General features: G+C 74.8%; 17 protein-coding genes, 1 tRNA gene, 1 other RNA gene and 1 riboswitch. Of the genes, 12 read left to right on the forward strand and 7 right to left on the reverse strand.

What is annotated here, in order from left to right:
* Window positions 1-4 precede the first annotated feature (4 nt).
* The 3 genes from GSF02_RS14705 (at window position 5) to GSF02_RS14715 (ending at window position 4,240) form a co-directional block, all read left to right on the forward strand.
* Window positions 5-2,074 carry an alpha-galactosidase gene (locus tag GSF02_RS14705; RefSeq protein WP_159797817.1) on the forward strand — a complete coding sequence of 690 codons (2,070 nt, stop codon included), beginning with the start codon at window positions 5-7 and terminating at the stop codon, window positions 2,072-2,074.
* Window positions 2,071-2,910 carry a hypothetical protein gene (locus tag GSF02_RS14710; RefSeq protein ID WP_159797819.1) on the forward strand — a complete coding sequence of 280 codons (840 nt, stop codon included), beginning with the start codon at window positions 2,071-2,073 and terminating at the stop codon, window positions 2,908-2,910. Before GSF02_RS14705 ends, GSF02_RS14710 begins: the two co-directional genes overlap by 4 nt.
* Window positions 2,911-2,992: 82 nt before the next feature.
* Window positions 2,993-4,240: an acyl-CoA dehydrogenase family protein gene (locus tag GSF02_RS14715; RefSeq protein ID WP_159797821.1), complete on the forward strand. Its 1,248-nt coding sequence runs from the start codon at window positions 2,993-2,995 to the stop codon at window positions 4,238-4,240.
* 45 nt (window positions 4,241-4,285) lie between these two features.
* On the opposite strand, the gene GSF02_RS14720 is transcribed toward GSF02_RS14715, so the two are convergent.
* The 5 genes from GSF02_RS14720 to GSF02_RS14740 form a co-directional block, all read right to left on the reverse strand.
* Entirely contained in the window at window positions 4,286-4,786 is a 501-nt protein-coding gene (locus tag GSF02_RS14720) for an NUDIX domain-containing protein (RefSeq protein ID WP_159797823.1), read from the reverse strand.
* Window positions 4,787-4,793: 7 nt separating this feature from the next.
* The gene (locus GSF02_RS14725) at window positions 4,794-5,483 is read right to left on the reverse strand and encodes a GOLPH3/VPS74 family protein (protein ID WP_159797825.1); all 690 of its coding nucleotides are present in this window, start codon (window positions 5,481-5,483) and stop codon (window positions 4,794-4,796) included.
* Window positions 5,484-5,743: 260 nt separating this feature from the next.
* Complete coding sequence (pnuC, locus tag GSF02_RS14730; RefSeq protein ID WP_159797827.1) at window positions 5,744-6,457, reverse strand: nicotinamide riboside transporter PnuC; 714 nt, start codon at window positions 6,455-6,457, stop codon at window positions 5,744-5,746.
* Between the two features lie 142 nt (window positions 6,458-6,599).
* Window positions 6,600-6,729, reverse strand: a riboswitch (FMN riboswitch).
* A 57-nt stretch (window positions 6,730-6,786) separates the two neighbouring features.
* Window positions 6,787-7,542 carry a TetR/AcrR family transcriptional regulator gene (locus GSF02_RS14735; protein ID WP_159797829.1) on the reverse strand — a complete coding sequence of 252 codons (756 nt, stop codon included), beginning with the start codon at window positions 7,540-7,542 and terminating at the stop codon, window positions 6,787-6,789.
* 73 nt (window positions 7,543-7,615) lie between these two features.
* Window positions 7,616-7,819: a hypothetical protein gene (locus GSF02_RS14740; RefSeq protein WP_159797831.1), complete on the reverse strand. Its 204-nt coding sequence runs from the start codon at window positions 7,817-7,819 to the stop codon at window positions 7,616-7,618.
* A gap of 107 nt (window positions 7,820-7,926) precedes the next feature.
* Here GSF02_RS14740 and GSF02_RS14745 point away from each other — a divergent pair, with 107 nt between their 5' ends.
* The 3 genes from GSF02_RS14745 to GSF02_RS14755 all read left to right on the forward strand — a co-directional run bounded on the left by GSF02_RS14745 (window position 7,927) and on the right by GSF02_RS14755 (window position 11,102).
* Complete coding sequence (locus GSF02_RS14745) at window positions 7,927-8,577, forward strand: mycothiol-dependent nitroreductase Rv2466c family protein (RefSeq protein ID WP_201308949.1); 651 nt, start codon at window positions 7,927-7,929, stop codon at window positions 8,575-8,577.
* Window positions 8,578-8,636: 59 nt separating this feature from the next.
* A complete protein-coding gene (locus tag GSF02_RS14750) occupies window positions 8,637-9,560 on the forward strand; it encodes an LLM class F420-dependent oxidoreductase (protein ID WP_159797833.1) in 924 nt (307 codons plus the stop codon).
* A 231-nt stretch (window positions 9,561-9,791) separates the two neighbouring features.
* Window positions 9,792-11,102 carry a uracil-xanthine permease family protein gene (locus tag GSF02_RS14755; RefSeq protein ID WP_159797835.1) on the forward strand — a complete coding sequence of 437 codons (1,311 nt, stop codon included), beginning with the start codon at window positions 9,792-9,794 and terminating at the stop codon, window positions 11,100-11,102.
* Between the two features lie 147 nt (window positions 11,103-11,249).
* Here GSF02_RS14755 and GSF02_RS14760 read toward each other — a convergent pair whose 3' ends face one another.
* Both GSF02_RS14760 and GSF02_RS14765 read right to left on the reverse strand, forming a co-directional pair.
* The gene (locus GSF02_RS14760; RefSeq protein ID WP_159797837.1) at window positions 11,250-11,924 is read right to left on the reverse strand and encodes a LytR C-terminal domain-containing protein; all 675 of its coding nucleotides are present in this window, start codon (window positions 11,922-11,924) and stop codon (window positions 11,250-11,252) included.
* A 104-nt stretch (window positions 11,925-12,028) separates the two neighbouring features.
* Window positions 12,029-12,325, reverse strand: a complete 297-nt coding sequence (locus tag GSF02_RS14765) for a type II toxin-antitoxin system VapB family antitoxin (RefSeq protein ID WP_159797838.1) — start codon at window positions 12,323-12,325, stop codon at window positions 12,029-12,031.
* Between the two features lie 208 nt (window positions 12,326-12,533).
* Between GSF02_RS14765 and GSF02_RS14770 the strand changes: the two genes are divergently transcribed.
* From GSF02_RS14770 to GSF02_RS14795, 6 genes are all read left to right on the forward strand, one after another.
* Window positions 12,534-12,618 (forward strand) — tRNA-Ser (locus tag GSF02_RS14770).
* A 117-nt stretch (window positions 12,619-12,735) separates the two neighbouring features.
* Window positions 12,736-12,832, forward strand: an RNA gene (gene ffs, locus GSF02_RS14775) — signal recognition particle sRNA small type.
* Between the two features lie 432 nt (window positions 12,833-13,264).
* The gene (locus GSF02_RS14780) at window positions 13,265-14,167 is read left to right on the forward strand and encodes a MetQ/NlpA family ABC transporter substrate-binding protein (RefSeq protein WP_159797840.1); all 903 of its coding nucleotides are present in this window, start codon (window positions 13,265-13,267) and stop codon (window positions 14,165-14,167) included.
* Between the two features lie 94 nt (window positions 14,168-14,261).
* Entirely contained in the window at window positions 14,262-15,503 is a 1,242-nt protein-coding gene (locus tag GSF02_RS14785; RefSeq protein WP_159797842.1) for a methionine ABC transporter ATP-binding protein, read from the forward strand.
* Window positions 15,500-16,156: a methionine ABC transporter permease gene (locus tag GSF02_RS14790; protein WP_159797844.1), complete on the forward strand. Its 657-nt coding sequence runs from the start codon at window positions 15,500-15,502 to the stop codon at window positions 16,154-16,156. The genes GSF02_RS14785 and GSF02_RS14790 overlap by 4 nt, the downstream gene beginning before the upstream one ends.
* Before the next feature lie 251 nt (window positions 16,157-16,407).
* The coding region (locus tag GSF02_RS14795) for a DNA polymerase III subunit gamma and tau (protein WP_159797846.1) at window positions 16,408-17,564 on the forward strand (1,157 nt) is incomplete at its 3' end.

Consider the following 17,564-nt stretch of genomic DNA (forward strand, 5'->3'; position numbering starts at 1 on the left):
CGCGGTGGGGCTCGCCCCCCGCGGCGCAGGGCTCGTGTCGCTGGGCTGGCGCGGCGCGGGCGGCGCGGGCGACGACGGCGTGCCCGCGGGCGTCCCGGCGGCTCCGGCGTCGCCCTTCGAGACGGACCTCGACCGCCTGCCGCTCGAGGCCACGGCCCTCGGCACCCGCAGCGTGCACGGCGTCGAGCTCGTCGTCCGGCGGGCCGACGGCGTGCGGGGCGCCCGCCTCGCCGTGCGCGGCGAGGTCGCGCTCGAGGTCACGGACGAGGGTGCTCACCTCGCGTGCCCGCTCGCGGACGACGTCGTCGGCCTCGGCGTCACGCTGCACCTGCGCACCTCCCGGCAGCACGACGTCGTGGAGAAGTGGGCGGATGTGCGCAACGACGGCGGGCAGCCGGTCGAGCTGCTCCGGGCGTGGGGCGGAGCGTTCAACCTGCCGGTGGGCCCCGGGGCCGTCGTCCGGCTGCTCACGGGGGCGTGGTCGCGGGAGCTCGCGGCCGTCGACACCGACCTCGCGGCCGGGACGCTGAGCATCGGCAGCCGGCAGGGGATCACGTCGCACACGTACGCACCGCTGGTGGGCGTCCGGCGTCGTCCCCGGGGCGGCGACGGTGCCGTCCCCGGCGTGCCGCCCGCCGACCACCCCGCCGCACGCTTCGGCGTCGCCCTCGCCTGGAGCGGCTCGTGGCGGCTCGCGGTCGACGCGGTGCCGGCGGCCCCGCACGTCCGTGTCTCCGCGGGGCTCGACGACGAGTCCGGCGTGCACACGCTCGGGCCCGGTCAGGTCCTCACCACGCCCGCGCTGCTCGGCACCCGCGTCGAGGGCACGGCGGACGACCTCGCGCACGCCTGGCACGGCTACCAGCGGACCCTCGCCCGGTCGACCGGGCCCGAGCACCGGCCGGTCGTCTACAACTCCTGGTACGCCACGGGCTTCGACGTGCGCGCCGAGCACCAGCTCGCGCTCGCCGACGTCGCCGGCGACGTCGGGGCCGAGGTGTTCGTCGTCGACGACGGGTGGTTCCGGGGGCGGACGAGCGACGCCGCCGGGCTGGGGGACTGGGAGGCCGACCCGGCGCGCCTGCCGCGGGGCCTCGGCCAGATCGCCGACGGCGTGCGGGCCCGCGGCATGCGGTTCGGCCTGTGGATCGAGCCGGAGGGGGTCAGCCCGGACAGCGACCTGTACCGGGCGCACCCGGACTGGGTGCACCGGGTGGCCGGGCGCGCGCCGACGACCCAGCGCCGCCAGCTCGTGCTCGACCTGGGCAGGCCGGACGTCGAGGAGTGGGTCCTGGGCACCCTGCGACGGCTCCTGGGGCCCGGGGACGTCAGCTACCTCAAGTGGGACATGAACCGCTCCGTCACCGACGGCGGGCAGCCCGGCGCGGGCGGGGACGACTGGTCGTGGCGGCACACGACGGCGTACTACCGCGTCCTGGAGGCGCTGCGCGCCGAGTTCCCCCACGTCACCGTGGAGGCGTGCGCGGGCGGCGGCGGACGGGTGGACGCCGCGGTCCTCGCCCGCACGGACGTCGTGTGGCCGAGCGACGAGACCGGCCCCCGGGACCGGCTCGCCATCCAGCACGGGTTCCTCGAGGCCTACCCGCCCTGGGTCATGAGCTCGTGGGTGACGGACATGCCCGACCGGGTCGACACCGAGCCGTCGAGCCTGGCGTTCCGGTTCGTGGTCGCCATGTCGGGCGTGCTCGGGATCGGCGCCGACCTGCTCCGCTGGGACGAGGCCACGCGGGCGACGGCACGGGACCTCGTCCGGCTGTACACCTCGTTGCGCGACGTGGTGCACCACGGGCGGGTGCGGCGGCACGGCACCCCGGCCGACGCGGCGTCGGCCGTCCAGTACACGACACCGGGCTCCGTCGTCGTCCTGGCGTGGCGCCGCGCCGCCGGCGGGCAGGGGTACCGCGTGCGCCTGCAGGACCTCGACCCGGCCGCCCGGTACCGGGTCCGCGGCACGCCAGTCGTGCACGAGGGTGGCGCGCTCGCCACGGACGGCCTGCCGGTCGGCTGGCGGTGGGGCGACTGCGACGTCGTCGTCCTGGACCGCGAACCGTGACCGCGGGCGGGGCGCGGTCCCGCCCGCTGACCGCCAGCACCGACCTGGCCCACGGCGGCCGATGGACGTCGCTGCGCACGCCGGAGCGCGAGTGGCTCTGGCGCAACCCGCGGGTGCCCGCCGCCGCTCGTGCGGCGGTGCGGCCGGGCGACGCGTTCGTGGACGCGGGCGGGGGCGAGGAGTGCTTCCCCACGGTGGTGGGGACGCCGGACCACGGCGACGCGTGGTCGCGGCCGTGGACGCGCACGCGCGGCGGCGCCACGGTGGACGCCGGCGGGCTGACGCTCGCGCGCCGCCTCGACGTCGTCGACGGGGCGGTCCGGGCGCGGTACCGCGTGGGAGCACCGGCCGGCGTCGGGCTGCTCCACGCGGTCCACCTGCTGCTCGACCTCTCGCCCGCGGCGCGGCTCGTCGTGCCGGGCGAGCCGGCGGTCGTCGTCAGCGACTGGCCGCGCCCCGGCAGGGACACGGCGACGGTGTGGCCCGACGGCGGCGGCGTCCCGCTCGACCGGCTGGGCGCGGACGACCGGACGGCCCGGTGCGCCGTCGTGGCCACCAGCGCGGTCGACGTCGTCGACGGCGAGGACCGGCTCCGGCTGCGCTGGCGGCTGCTGTCCGGCCGTGCGCCGCTGTCGCTCGTGGTCTGGCGGAACCTCGGGGGGTGGCCGGACCGCGCGCCGTACCGGTCCGTCGGGGTGGAGCCGCTGCTCGGCGCGGCGACGGACCGCGCGCGGGCCGACCCGGACCGGCTCGCACGGTGCGACGGCGGCGCGGGCCTGGCCTGGGAGCTGGTGGTCTCCGCGCAGCGAGGGCGCACCGCCGCGCCGAACACCTGATACTCGGTATCGCTTGACGTGAGACGCCGTTGCGGAGAACCATGAGAGGGACGCAGCAGCACCTCGACGAAGCGGAGCACCGATGACCGCCGACCGGTCCCCGATCATGCCCGGGGTCACCGCCCCCGACTACGACGTCTCCCAGCCCCTCGACGTCGACTACCTCGGCGCCTTCGCGGACGTCACCCCGCAGGAGCGTGCCCACCAGCTCGCCGTGCGCGAGTTCGTCCAGACCGAGGTGCTGCCGGTCATCGACGGCTACTGGGAGCGGGCCGAGGTGCCGTTCGACCTGCTCAAGCGGATGGCCGACCTCGACTTCCTGCGCGACGGCGTGGACGTGCCCGGCCTGCCGCGGATCTCGCTCATGGCCGAGGGGCTGGCCAGCATGGAGATGTCCCGCGGCGACGGCTCGGTCACCACGATCTGCGGCGTGCAGGGCGGCCTCGCGCTGCGCTCGATCGTCATGCACGGCTCCCCGGAGCAGGTCGACCGGTACGCGGGCCCGATGGCGCGCGGGGAGATCCTCGGGGCGTTCGCGCTCACGGAGCCGACGCACGGCTCGGACTCCGTCTCGCTCGAGACCACGGCCCGGCGCGCGGTGCGCGACGGCGTCGACGGCTACGTCATCGCCGGCGAGAAGAAGTGGATCGGGTTCGGCTCCTGCGGCCACATCGCCGTGGTGTGGGCCCGCCTGGTCGGCGAGGGCGGCGACGACCAGGTGCACGGCTTCGTCGTGCCGCAGGACGCGCCCGGCTACCGGGCCACCACGATCGAGGGCAAGACGTCGCTGCGCGCCATCTGGCAGGCCCACATCGTGCTGGACGACGTCTTCGTGCCGGCCGACGCCGCGCTGCCCGGCGCGACGTCCTTCAGGGCGACGTCGCAGGTGCTGTTCGCGACCCGCCTCGGCGTCGCCTGGTCCGCCGTCGGGCACGCGATCGCCTGCTACGAGGCGGCCGTGCAGTACGCGGGCCAGCGCATCCAGTTCGGCCGGCCGCTGGCCGCCAGCCAGCTCGTGCAGGAGCGGCTCACCCGGATGCTGGCCACGATCACCCAGATGCAGCTGCTCGTGGCGCAGACGACGCGGCTGGCCGAGCGCGGCGCGCTCAGCGGGCCGCAGGCGTCGCTGGCGAAGTTCACCTGCACCCGCGGCGCCCGCGAGGTGGCGTCGATCGCGCGCGACATGCTCGGCGGCAACGGCATCCTGCTCGGCAACCGCGTCGCGCGGCACTTCGCCGACATCGAGGCCCTGCACACCTACGAGGGCACCGAGTCGATGAACGCCCTCATCGTGGGCCGCGACATCACGGGTGTCTCGGCCTTCGCCTGAGCACCGTCCGCGTGTGACCCGCAACGGTCAGGGCGGCGAGGCGTCTCAGCGCGGCGAGGACGCGGCGAGGCGGGCCACCAGGCGGTCGACCAGCTCGGCCTGCGCGCTCACGATCACCCGGCGGGCGTCGTCGGGCGCGAACCACGCCGCGCGGTCGATCTCCGGCACCTCGATCCGGCGCCCCGAGCGCGGCGGCCACTCCACCTCGACGACGTTGCTGCGCACGTCGGTGAGGTCCACGCCCGGCGGCGCCGCGCGCGCCCAGGCCAGCACTCGTTTGCCGCCACGCTGGCGCACCTCGCCGAGCTCGAGGTCGGGCACCGGCGGGGCGGGCAGCGCGACGCCGAGCTCCTCGGCCGCCTCGCGCAGGGCGGCGTCGTGCGGGTCCTCGCCCTCCTCGAGCTCGCCCTTCGGGATGGTCCAGGCCCCGGCGTCCTTGCGCGCCCAGAACGGGCCGCCCATGTGGGCGAGCAGCACCTCGACACCGGCCCCGGCGTCCCCGGCGCCCCGGCGGTACAGCAGCAGCCCGGCGCTGGTCGTCGCCACCGGGGCCTCAGCTCGTGGCCGGCAGGATCGTGGTGGCCATGAAGACGGCGGTGAGCGCCGCCGACATCGCCGCCTGCGCGGCCAGGGCCGCCGCGACGCCGTCGGCCACCCACGCCGACGCCGCCAGCTCCTCGACCCGCTCCTCGGCCCGCTTCCGGTCAGGCTTGTCCACCAGCCGCGCCACGAGCCCCGAGCCCTTGAGCAGTGCGGCCAGGGCGGCGGTGCGGGGGTCGGGGGTGAGCCCGTCCACGAGCACCGCGACCAGCCGCGTGCGCAGCACCTCCTCGTGCGCCCGCTCCTCGGCGGGCCACCGCGTGACCGGGAAGATCGCGACCACCTTGCGCTCCTCGCGGCGCAGCACGCCCCGGTCGGCGAGGGCCTGGAGCAGCCGCTCGCGCACGCCGTGCGAGAGCGGCTCGACGAGGTCCTTGGCGCGCCGCGGCCTCTCGCCGACGACGGCGAGGGCCGCGTCCAGCGCGGGGTGGCCGGTGGGGGAGGGGTCCCGCACGACGACGGTCGCCCTCGCCGGGTCCTGCGGCATGCCCTGGGCCGCGTCCCCGGCGACGTCCACGCGGCCGTCCATGGCCAGCTCCACCAGCAGCGCGCCGGCGAGCCGGTAGTCGAGGCCCAGGGCCCCCGTCTCCGTGCCGGACTCGTCGTCGTACGCGAGCAGCAGCAGGTCCTCGGCGATGAGCATGGCTCGACACTGCGCCGGCGCGCGGCGCACGGCAACCGGGGCGCGGCCCGTGCTCGTCCCGCTCGGCGCCGCGCGCGGCGCGGCGGCCGTCAGTTCGGTGATTTGTCGGCTGATCGGCGGTCCGGACCACCGATCAGCCGACGATTCACCGAACAGACGGCGAGTCGCCGAACCCGATCGGCCGACGATTCACCGAACAGACGGCGAGTCGCCGATCAGCCGGGGAGAGCCGGGCCGAGGGTCCCGGCCGGCGCTGCGCGTCAGGCCGGCGCGGCGACCTGCTGCGCCGCGGCGCGCTCGCGGGCGTTGATGCGCCACCAGACGAAGAACCCGGTGAGCGTGAACACCCCGTAGAACACGTACATCAGCGCGGACGCCCAGTAGCCGGCGCTGAACAGCAGCGGCACGCCCACGACGTCGACCGCCACCCAGATCAGCCAGAACTCGACCCAGCCCTTGGCCATGCCGTAGGTGGCCAGCAGCGAGCCCATGAAGATCCACGCGTCCGCCCACACCGGCTCGTAGGAGCCGAGCGCCCGGAACACCGGGGTGAGCGCGAGCGTGCCGCCCACCAGCGCGACCGCCAGGCCCAGGCGGGCCCGCCAGGACGCCCAGTGCGGGTGCACGGCGGCGCCGTCGTCGGCGGGCACGGTGCCGTCGGCCCGCACCTCGAGGTTCTGCCGGCGGGTGCGGCGCCACTGGACCCAGCCGTAGACGCTCACGGCGATGAACATCACCTGGCGGCCGGCCTGGCCGAGCATGTCGGGCAGGGGCGAGCCGCCGAACCACGAGCCCAGGAACACGGTGAACAGCAGCACGTTGCCCACGATCCCCACGGGCCACGCCCACACCTTGCGGCGCATGCCGCCCAGCGCGGAGGCCAGGCCGAACACGTTGCCGATCACCTCGCGCCACAGCAGCTGCTGGTCGCCGATCTGGAAGGTGGCGTCGAACAGCCAGCGGATGACGTCCATCTCAGTCCTCTCCTCGGGCACCGGTGCCCGAGGAGAGACGAGGGGAGGGGCCGACGACGCCGCCACGCCGCCCGGAGGGCGGCCCGGCACGTCCACGACCGGCGGCGCCACCCCGCCGTCGACGACGGCTGCGGGCACGCCGCACGTGCTTCCTCCCATCCGGACTTTGACCGTCGGCCCTGGAGTTCCACCAGGTCAGCCGCTCTCCGTCGGGAGAGCGGGTCGCGGGCTGTCACCGCCGGCTCGGAATTTCACCGACCCCGGAGCACGTCGTGCGTGTCTTGCTCTCCACAAGGATGCCACGCCCCGCCGCTATTCCCGACGGCGGGTCAGCCCAGCGCGTCCCGCACCGCGCGGGCGACGTCGTCGGGCCGCGTGCCGGGCTCCAGCACCGCGACGACGACGCGTGCGCCCGCCTCGCCGCTCACCGTCACCGGCAGCGGCGCTGCCACGCGGCCGGACAGGTCCGCGGTGGCGGTGGCGCGCAGGTCGGCGAACGCCTCGTCGAGCTCGGGCCCGAGGTCCTGGTCGGGGTTGCGCAGCCAGCGGCGCAGGAACGCGTTGTGCACGGCGACGACGCCGGCGGAGAAGGCGATCGACTGGGTGGTCGAGGAGCGGTCCGGCCGCAGCGTGTCGCGCAGGTACCGGGTGAAGGCGCGCTCGTAGCGGTGGGTGGTGACCAGCTCGCGGTCGCGCAGCGCGGGCACCTGGCGCAGCAGGCGGTAGCGCGCCAGCGACGTCTCGCGCTGCCCCACGTGGTGGTCGAACACCAGGCGGGCGGCCCGGCACACCTCGACGTACGGGTCGACGGCGGGGTCCCAGGTGGTGCGCCCGGCCGGCACGTCGCCGTCCTCGCGCGCCTCGGGCCCCGTCTCGGAGAGCATCAGCACCACCTGCTCGAGCAGCAGCTCGTGGTCGGCGAAGACCACGTCCTCCTTGGACCGGTAGCGGCGGAAGAAGGTGGCGCGACTGACCTGGGCGGCGTCGGCGATCTCCTCGACCGTGGTCTGCTCGTAGCCCTTGCGAGAGAACAGCTCGATCGCGACGTCGACGGCCTGCGCGTGCGTGTGCGACGTCCGGGCCATGCGCCCGAGGCTAGCGCGTGCCGGGCGCTGCCGGGCGAGCGACCCGGGGCGACGCGGCCGCGCCCAGGGCCGGTCAGCGGCGCGGCTGGTCGAAGCCGGCCTCGCGGCCCCGGCGGCCGTCGCGCTGCAGCCAGCGCAGCTCGCGCACGGCGACGGCCACGGCCAGCGCGCACGGCAGCCACGCCCAGACCCGGCCGCGCAGCGCGGTGACGAAGAAGACGAGGGCGACGACGACGGCGCCGGCCACGGTCGCCACGCTCTTCCAGCGGATGCCCACGGCCGCGAGCCTACGGGAGCGCCGGCCGGCAGGGGCGGCGAGCGGGCCGGCGGTCGGGCCGTCGGGCCGCGGCGAGCGGGTCGCGGGCGCGCGAGTAGGGTCGCGCCGTGAGCACCGAGACCGCGACCACGCCCGCCCCCGCCCGGCCCGACGACGTCGTCCCCGTGGTCGACGTCTACGTCGACCCGATGTGCCCGTTCGCCTGGATCACCTCGCGCTGGGCGCTCGAGGTGGCCGCCCAGCGGCCGGTCGAGCTGACGTTCCGCCTGATGAGCCTGTACCTGCTCAACGAGGGCCGCGACCTGCCCGCCGACTACCGCGAGCGGATCGACGCCTCGCGCGGGATCGGCCGCGTCGCCGCCGCCGTCCAGACCGAGCGCGGGCCCGAGGCGTTCTCCGCCTTCTACACCGCCGCCGGCACCCGCATCCACGCCGGCGGCCGCACCGACCTCGACGCCGTCGCCCGCGAGGCGCTCGCGGAGGCCGGGCTGCCGGCCGACCTCGCCGACGCCGCCACGTCGGACGCCTACGACGCCGCGCTGGCCGCGTCGCACGAGGCGGGCATGAAGCCGGTCGGCGAGGACGTCGGCACCCCGACCGTCCACGTGGACGGCGTCGCCTTCTTCGGTCCGGTGCTCACGCGCATCCCGCGCGGCGAGGACGCGGTGCGCGTCTTCGACGGCGCGGTGGCGCTCGCGTCGTTCCCGCACTTCTTCGAGATGAAGCGCAGCCGCACCGAGTCGCCCGCGTTCGACTGAGCCGCCGCCGTCGGGGCGGACGGGCGAGCCCGTCCGCCCGGGCGGGGCAAGATGGACGTATGACCCTCGATCTGCGCATCTTCACGGAGCCCCAGCAGGGCGCCACCTACGACGACCTGCTCAAGGTCGCCCGGGCGACCGAGGAGCTCGGCTTCTCGGCGTTCTTCCGCTCCGACCACTACCTCGCGATGGGCGGCGACGGGCTGCCGGGCCCGACCGACGCCTGGACCACGCTCGCCGGCCTGGCCCGCGAGACGACGACCCTGCGCCTCGGCACCCTGGTCACCTCGGCGACCTTCCGCCACCCCGGCGTGCTGGCCATCCAGGTGGCGCAGGTCGACCAGATGTCCGGCGGCCGGGTCGAGCTCGGCCTGGGCGCCGGCTGGTTCGCCGAGGAGCACGCCGCCTACGGCATCCCGTTCCCGGCCAAGCGCTTCGGCCTGCTCGAGGAGCAGCTCGAGGTCATCACCGGCCTGTGGGGCACCCCGGCGGGGGAGCGCTACTCCTTCTCCGGCGAGCACTACACGCTCACCGACTCCCCGGCGCTGCCCAAGCCGACCCAGGCGCAGATCCCCGTGATCGTGGGCGGCTCGGGCCCGAGGCGCACGCCGGCGCTCGCCGCCCGGTTCGCCACCGAGTACAACCAGGCGTTCCCCGAGTTCGGCGACATCGCGCCGCGCATCGACGTGGTGAACCGGGCGCTCAAGGAGGCCGGCCGCGACCCCGAGACGCTCACCCACTCCGCCGCCCTCGTGCTCGCCGTCGGGCGGGACGAGGCGGAGTTCGCGCGCCGTGCCGCCGCGATCGGCCGTGAGCCGGCCGAGCTGCGCGAGCACGGCGTCGCCGGCACCGTCGCCGAGGCCGTCGACCGCCTGGCCCAGGTCGAGGCCGACGGCATCGAGCGCGTGTACCTGCAGGTGCTCGACCTGCACGACCTCGACCACCTCGAGCTGATCGCCCGTGAGGTCGCACCTCAGCTGTGACGGCGGTCTGACGCCGCCGGCGTCCCGCTGCGGCGGGACGCCGGTCCGACGGCGGCGCGGTCCCGGCGGGGCCGCGCCGCCGTCGTGCGAGCAGCCCGTGCCACCAGCCCGTGCGACCAGCCCGTGCCACCAGCCCGTGCCCTGGCCGACACGGGGCTGAAACAGGGCGGGTCGCCGCGGCGACTACCCTCGCCCCTGGTCTTTTCACACCCCCTTCACGGACGGAGCGCCATGAGCCTCGGCTGGACCCTGCACGGCGACGGACGCACCCTCACCCCGGGCGCCGTCGTCGCCCCCGACGAGCGGCTGAGCTGGCCGCGCACGATCGGCATCGGACTGCAGCACGTGGTCGCCATGTTCGGCGCGACGTTCCTGGTGCCGCTGCTGACCGGCTTCCCGCCGTCGACCACGCTGTTCTTCTCCGCGATCGGCACCGCGGCGTTCCTGCTCATCACGGGCAACAAGCTGCCCAGCTACCTGGGCTCGAGCTTCGCGTTCATCGCGCCGATCGCGGCGGCCAAGGGCGCCGACGGCGACCTGGGCGTCGCCGTCGGCGGCATCCTCGCCAGCGGCCTGCTGCTCGCGGTGATCGGCGCGATCGTGCACGTCACCGGCGGCGGCTGGATCGACGCCGTGATGCCGCCGATCGTCACCGGCACCATCGTGGCGCTCATCGGCCTCAACCTGGCCCCGAGCGCGTACACCAACTTCAAGGGCGCGCCCGCCACGGCGCTCATCACCCTCGTCGCGATCATCCTCGTGTCCGTGCTGTTCAAGGGCATGCTCGGGCGCCTGTCGATCCTGGTCGGCGTGGTGATCGGCTACGTCGCCGCCGTGATCCAGGGCCAGGTGGACTTCACCGCCGTCCGCCAGGCGGACTGGCTCGGCCTGCCCACGTTCCACGCGCCGTCCTTCGACCCCGCGGTGCTGGGCCTGTTCCTGCCCGTGGTGCTCGTGCTCATCGCCGAGAACGTCGGCCACGTGAAGTCCGTGGCCGCGATGACCGGCCGCAACTACGACCGGCTCACCGGCCGCGCGCTGCTGGCCGACGGCGCCGCCACCACGCTCGCCGGCCTGGGCGGCGGCTCGGGCACCACCACCTACGCCGAGAACATCGGCGTCATGGCCGCCACCCGCGTCTACTCGACGGCGGCCTACTGGGTGGCCGCCGGCGCCGCCCTCGTGCTGTCGCTGTCGCCGAAGGTCGGCGAGCTCATCGCCACGATCCCGGCGGGCGTGCTCGGCGGGGCCGCCACGATGCTCTACGGCATGATCGGCATCCTCGGCGCCCGCATCTGGGTGCAGAACAAGGTGGACTTCTCCAACCCGGTGAACCTCACCACGGCCGCCGTGCCGCTGATCATCGGCATCGCGAACTACACCTGGGTGATCGGTGACCTGCGCTTCGAGGGCATCGCGCTCGGCACCGCCGCTGCGCTGCTGATCTTCCACGGCATGCGGGTGGTCTCGCGCCTGACCGGTGCGAACCAGGAGGCCGCGACCCCGGCCTCGGCGCCGAACGGCACCGAGATCACGCGCTGAGCCGCGGCCCGCGGACGACGGAGCGCCCCGTGACCATCGCGGTCACGGGGCGCTCCGTTCGTCCTGGGCATCGCCGCTCGCCCTGGGCATCGCCGCTCGTCGGGACCCGGCCCGGCCGGCGCGGTGGGCGCGCGGGTCAGGCGCGGCTCACTGCTCCGGTGCCGGCGCCGGCGCCGGCGCGGGCACGGGCTCGATCTCGTCGACCGGCGCGCAGCCCGCGGCGTTCGTCAGCGGCTGGTCGGCCGCGAGCGGGACGTCGCCCTCGTCCAGCGGCCGCTCGTACTCCTCGCCCACGAGCAGGTCCACGGTGTCGTCCTCGCGGGCGTCGAGCACCAGCGTCATGTCGGGGAACTGGGCCGCGAGCGTGTAGGCGGCCACCACGCCCTGCGGGCCGAACCGCAGCTCGTTGGCCGGGAGGGTCGAGCCGGAGTCCAGGCCCGCGTCGTACGTGGAGTCGTAGTTGCCGGTGCCGAGCACGTCGAAGCCGCGCGGCGCGAGCACCTTCTGGTTGGCCCCGGCCAGGCCGGACATCCCGGAGGCGTTGATGATGCGCACCTTGACCTGGTCGTACGGCAGCGGCAGCGCGCCGTCGGGCTGGTCCTCCACCGCGGGCAGGCACGGCGCGGGCTCCGTCGTCGTCGCCTGGTCGTCGGAGGTGAACGGGCGCGCGAACGGCGCCGTGAGTGCCCCGGTGTAGATCGCGAGGGCGCCGAGCGCGACGACGATGATGAACGCCACGAGCACCCCGAAGACGACGGCCTGGCGCTCGTGCTCGCGCCGACGCCGGGCGACGCGCGCGGGGTCCTGGACGGGGGTGGTCACCCGGCGAACCTACCGGAGAAACGCCGATCGCGGAGGGCCCCGACGGCGCCTGGGCGGGTCGGCTCGGTCACGCGTGCACGCACGGTCGTCGCCACCTCAGCGGCTCACCGGACGGTGAGCACACGGGCGTGCAGGACGGGGCGCTGCTGGAGCGCGGCACGCACCGCGCGGTGCAGCCCGTCCTCGAGGTAGAGGACCCCCTGGTACTCGATGACGTGGGCGAACAGGTCCCCGAAGAAGGTCGAGTCCTCGGCCAGCAGGCGGTCCAGGTCGAGCGTGCGCTTCGTCGTCACGAGCTCGTCGAGACGGACCTGCCGCGGGGGCACGTCCGCCCAGTCCTTGGCGGTCACGCGCCCGTGGTCGGGGTAGGGGCGGCCGTCCCCCACGGCCTTGAAGATCATGCGGCCCATCGTAGGGGCGCCCTCCCCGGCTGCCGGGGCGCCGACGTCGCGACGGTCACGACGTCGTCACAGGTCCCCCACACGCGTGCCATGGGGCGGCCTGCTCGCGACCCTCTCCGCCGGCCGCTCGCCGGCCGATTCACGCCCACCCGTGGGCGTCCGTTATCCTTCTGGGGCTGGCCGCGCCTCGAGCATCGGTCGTGCACCAGGAGGATTCGCCTAGCGGCCTATGGCGCACGCTTGGAAAGCGTGTTGGGTTCACGCCCTCGGGGGTTCGAATCCCCCATCCTCCGCCCCCGACGGGCCCGCACCGCACGGTGCGGGCCCGTCGTCGTCCTCGAGACCGTCGTCGTCCTCAGGCCCGCGCGGCCCCGGTTTCCGGGTCGCGCCCCTCCTCGGCTAGGCTGGGGGCAGACCCCTCGTGCGGCGTCATCGTGCCGAACTCCCCCAGGGCCGGAAGGCAGCAAGGGTAGGTGCGCTCTGGCGGGTGCGCGAGGGGTCCTCTCATTGCCCCGGGGTGGTGGCCCGCGCCGTCCGGCACGCGGACGGCCTCACCGGCTCTGACCTGCGGTTTCTCATCCAGTGGACCACGAGCGTCCCGGATCTCGGGATTTCTGGGCCGCCGGTTGGCCCCCGCCCGCGACTGCCGCCCATGATGGGGCCATGGCCCGCACCACCACCTCCGTCACGCTGACCTCGCGCACCACGCTGCGCCGGGTCATGTGCTGCCGTGCGGCCACCACCTGCCGAATGCGCGTCGGCCGCTGAGTCGTCCGACCCGCCGGCCAGCGCGAGCTCCGCAGCCCGCGCCCGGCACCCGACGCGTCACCACGCGCCTCCCGCTCCGCACCGCCCACCCGCTCACGGCCGCGACCACGCGGCCGTCGTGTCCCGGGCGCGGCCCACCGCCGTCGTCCGCCACCGGAAGGAACCACCACCATGGCCCGCAGCCTCTCCATCGCCGCCCGCGCGCTGGCGGCCGTCGCCGCGACGACGCTCGCCCTGTCCGCCTGCGCGAGCGACGACAGCGCCGAGCCCGCCGCCGGCACGTCGGACGACCCGATCCGCATCGGCGTCGTGTCCTCGGGCGAGAAGTACTGGGACACGTTCAAGCAGGCCGCCCACGACGAGGGCATCGAGGTGGAGATCGTCAACTTCTCCGACTACCAGCTGCCGAACCAGGGCCTGTCCGACGGCGACCTGGACCTCAACCAGTTCCAGCACCTGCAGTTCCTCGCCGGCTACAACGTCAACTCCGGCAGCGACCTGACGCCGATCGGCGCCACCGCCGTCTACCCGCTGAGCCTGTACTCGACGAAGCACAAGAGCGTCGACGAGATCCCGGACGGCGGTCAGGTCGCCATCCCCAACGACGAGACGAACCAGGCCCGTGCGCTGCTCGTGCTGCAGGAGGCCGGGCTGCTCAAGCTCAAGGACGGCGGCAGCGCGTTCTCGACGCCGGCCGACATCCTCGCCGACCAGTCCAAGGTGACGGTCACGCCCGTCGACGCCGCCCAGACGGCGATCGCCCTGCAGGACGTCGACGCCTCCATCATCAACAACGACTTCGTCGGCGACGCCGGCCTCACGGCCGAGGACGCCATCTTCGCCGACGACCCCGACTCCGAGGCCGCCGAGCCCTACATCAACGTGTGGGTCTCCCGGGCCGAGGACAAGGACAACGAGACGTACGCCAAGCTCATCGACATCTACCACACCCCTGAGGTCGAGGAGGGCGTGCTGGAGGCGTCGGGCAACACCGGCGTGATCAAGGACAACAGCGCCGAGGAGCTCCAGGGCATCCTCGACGGCATCGAGAAGGACCTGCAGGCGCAGGGCTGACCGACCACACTTGTCAGAACCTCAGTGGGCGCATCCCCACTGAGGTTCTGACACGTCCGGTGCCCGGAGCACGTCCGGTGCCAGAAGGAGGACCGTGAGCGCCACCGCCGCGCCTACGACAGGGCCCATCATCAGCTTCCGCGACGCCAGCAAGGTGTTCCCCGCACGCGGCCGGCGGCCCGAGGTGCGCGCCGTCGACGGCGTCACGCTCGACGTCCGTGCGGGGGAGATCTTCGGCGTCATCGGCTACTCCGGCGCCGGGAAGTCCACGCTGGTGCGGCTGATCAACGCGCTGGAGACGACGACGGGCGGCTCCGTCGTCGTCGACGGCACGGACCTGACCGGGCTGAGCGAGGCGCGGCTGCGCGGCGTGCGCGCCGGGATCGGCATGATCTTCCAGCAGTTCAACCTGCTGTCCGCGCGCACGGTCGCCGGCAACGTCGCCTACCCGCTCGAGGTCGCGGGCTGGCCGCGCGAGAAGCGCCGGGCCCGCGTGGCGGAGCTGCTCGACTTCGTGGGCATCGGCGACAAGGCCGACGTGCACCCCGCGCAGCTGTCCGGCGGGCAGAAGCAGCGGGTGGGCATCGCCCGCGCGCTGGCCACCAGCCCGCGGATCCTGCTGGCCGACGAGGCCACGAGCGCCCTGGACCCCGAGACGACGCAGGACGTGCTGGCCCTGCTGCGCCGGGTCAACCGCGAGCTCGGCATCACCGTCGTGGTCATCACCCACGAGATGGACGTGGTCCGCTCGATCTGCGACCGGGTCGCCGTCATGGAGCACGGCAAGGTCGTCGAGCTGGGCGACGCCTACCAGGTGTTCAGCCGCCCGAAGCAGCCGGTCACCCGGCGGTTCGTGGCCACCGCGCTCAAGGACCGCCCGTCCGCCGAGGTGCTGGAGCGCCTGCGCGCGCGGCACTCCGGGCGCATCGTCACCGTGGGCGTCGACGAGGTGGCCGGCTCGTCCGCCGTCATCACGCGCGTGCTGCGCGAGCGCGGCGTGGACGGCACCGTCGTGTTCGGCGGCATCACGGAGGTCGCCGAGCGGCCGTACGGGTCGCTGACGCTGGAGCTGGTGGGCGACGCCGCCGCCGTCGACGGCGCGGTGGCGGCGCTGCGCGGCGTGACCGACGTCGTCGACCTGGGCACCGCGGCGCGGCCGCTCGAGGACCCGTCGGTGGTCCGCCGCGGCGGACCCGTCGGCGCCGAGGAGGACACGGCCGGCGCGCCGCGGCGCGGGGCGCGCGTCGTCGGCGTCGCCGACTACGGCACGTTCGCCAGCGGTGGTGGCCCGGCCGGCGGCCCGACCGGCATGATCGAGGAGGACGGCGACCGATGAACTGGGACACCCTCGGCCCCCTGCTGTGGCAGGCCGCCGGCCAGACCGCCTACATGGTGCTCATCACTCTCGTCGTGGGCGGGTTCTTCGGCCTGCTCATCGGCCTGGGCCTGTACCTCACCCGGCCGGGCAACCTGCTGGCGAACCGGGTCGTGTTCTCGGTCCTCAACGTGCTGATCAACATCATCCGGCCGATCCCGTTCATCATCTTCCTGGTGGCGCTGGGCCCGCTGACGCGGCTCGCGGTGGGCAGCGTCATCGGCATCGAGGCCTTCACGTTCGCGATGTGCGTCATGGCGTCGTTCGTCTTCGCCCGCCTGGTCGAGCAGAACCTCGTGTCGATCGACCCGGGCGTGATCGAGGCGGCGCGCGCCATGGGCGCCTCGCCGTGGCGGATCGTGCGCACCGTGCTGGTGCCCGAGGCCCTGGCGCCGCTGGTGCTGGGCTACACGTTCCTGTTCATCGGCGTGCTCGACATGTCGGCCATCGGCGGCTACCTCGGCGCCGGCGGCCTGGGCGACTTCGCCATCGTGCACGGCTACCGGCAGTACGACTGGGCGGTGACGTTCGTCGTCGTGGTGATCATCGTGGTCATCGCGCAGCTCGCCCAGCTGCTCGGCAACGTGCTGGCGCGCCGGGCGCTGCGGCGCTGACGGCCCGCTGACCGCGGCGCTCGGCGAGCGCTCCACGAAGGCCCCGGGACGGTGTCCCGGGGCCTTCGTCGTGCCGGGGCTTCGCCGGCCGCTCCCGGGCGCCGCGTGCAGCCCATGTCCTCCGCCGCCCGTCTCGCCGCCGCCCGTCCCCACGCCCGCCCCGCCGGCGTCGGCGCACCGCGCGCGGGCGCTGCCGCAGGTCGCGCGGACGGCCTCGTCCGGTGTGGGCGGGTCCGTCTATCGTTGCGGGGGTGACCACCGCGCTGTACCGCCGCTACCGGCCCGAGACGTTCTCCGAGGTGATCGGCCAGGAGCACGTCACGGGACCGCTCATGCAGGCGCTGCGCAGCGGCCGCGTCAACCACGCCTACCTCTTCTCCGGGCCGCGCGGCTGCGGCAAGACGACGAGCGCGCGCATCCTCGCGCGCACGCTCAACTGCGCGCGCAACACCCCGGAGAACCCCGTCGACACCCCGTGCGGGGAGTGCGCCTCCTGCGTCGAGCTCGCCCGCGGCGGCCCCGGCTCGCTCGACGTCGTGGAGATCGACGCGGCCAGCCACAACGGCGTCGACGACGCCCGCGACCTGCGCGAGCGGGCCACCTTCGCCCCGGCGCGCGACCGGTACAAGATCTTCATCCTCGACGAGGCCCACATGGTCACGCCGCAGGGCTTCAACGCCCTGCTGAAGATCGTCGAGGAGCCGCCGGCGCACGTGATCTTCGTCTTCGCGACGACGGAGCCGGACAAGGTCATCGGCACCATCCGCTCGCGCACCCACCACTACCCGTTCCGGCTCGTGCCGCCGGACGTGCTGGGCCCGTACCTCGAGCAGCTCTGCGTCGCGGAGGGCATCTCCCTCGGCGGGGGCGTCGTGCCGCTGGTCACGCGGGCCGGTGGCGGCTCCGTCCGCGACTCGCTGTCCGTGATGGACCAGCTCATCGCGGGCGCCACCGAGGGTGTCGTCGACTACGACCTGGCCGTGGGCCTGCTCGGCTTCACGCACGCGACGCTGCTGGACGACGTCGTCGACGCGCTGGCGGCGCGCGACGGCGGGTCGATCTTCCGCGTCGTCGACCACGTGGTCGCCTCCGGGCACGAGCCGCGCCGGTTCGTGGAGGACCTGCTCGAGCGCCTGCGCGACCTCATCGTCATCGCGGTGTCCGGGGACGCCGCCGACGCCGTGCTGCGCGGCCTGCCGGAGGACCAGCTCGAGCGGATGCACGCCCAGGCCCAGCGCCTCGGGCTGGCGGAGCTGTCCCGCGCCGCCGACCTGGCGAACGCCGCGCTGACCGAGATGACCGGCGCGACGTCGCCGCGCCTGCACCTGGAGCTGCTGTGCGCGCGGCTGCTGCTGCCCGGCGCCGACGACGGTGCCGCCGGGCTGGCCGCGCGCGTGGAGCGGCTCGA

Source organism: Puerhibacterium puerhi (assembly GCF_009846865.1).
GTDB lineage: Bacteria > Actinomycetota > Actinomycetes > Actinomycetales > Cellulomonadaceae > Puerhibacterium > Puerhibacterium puerhi.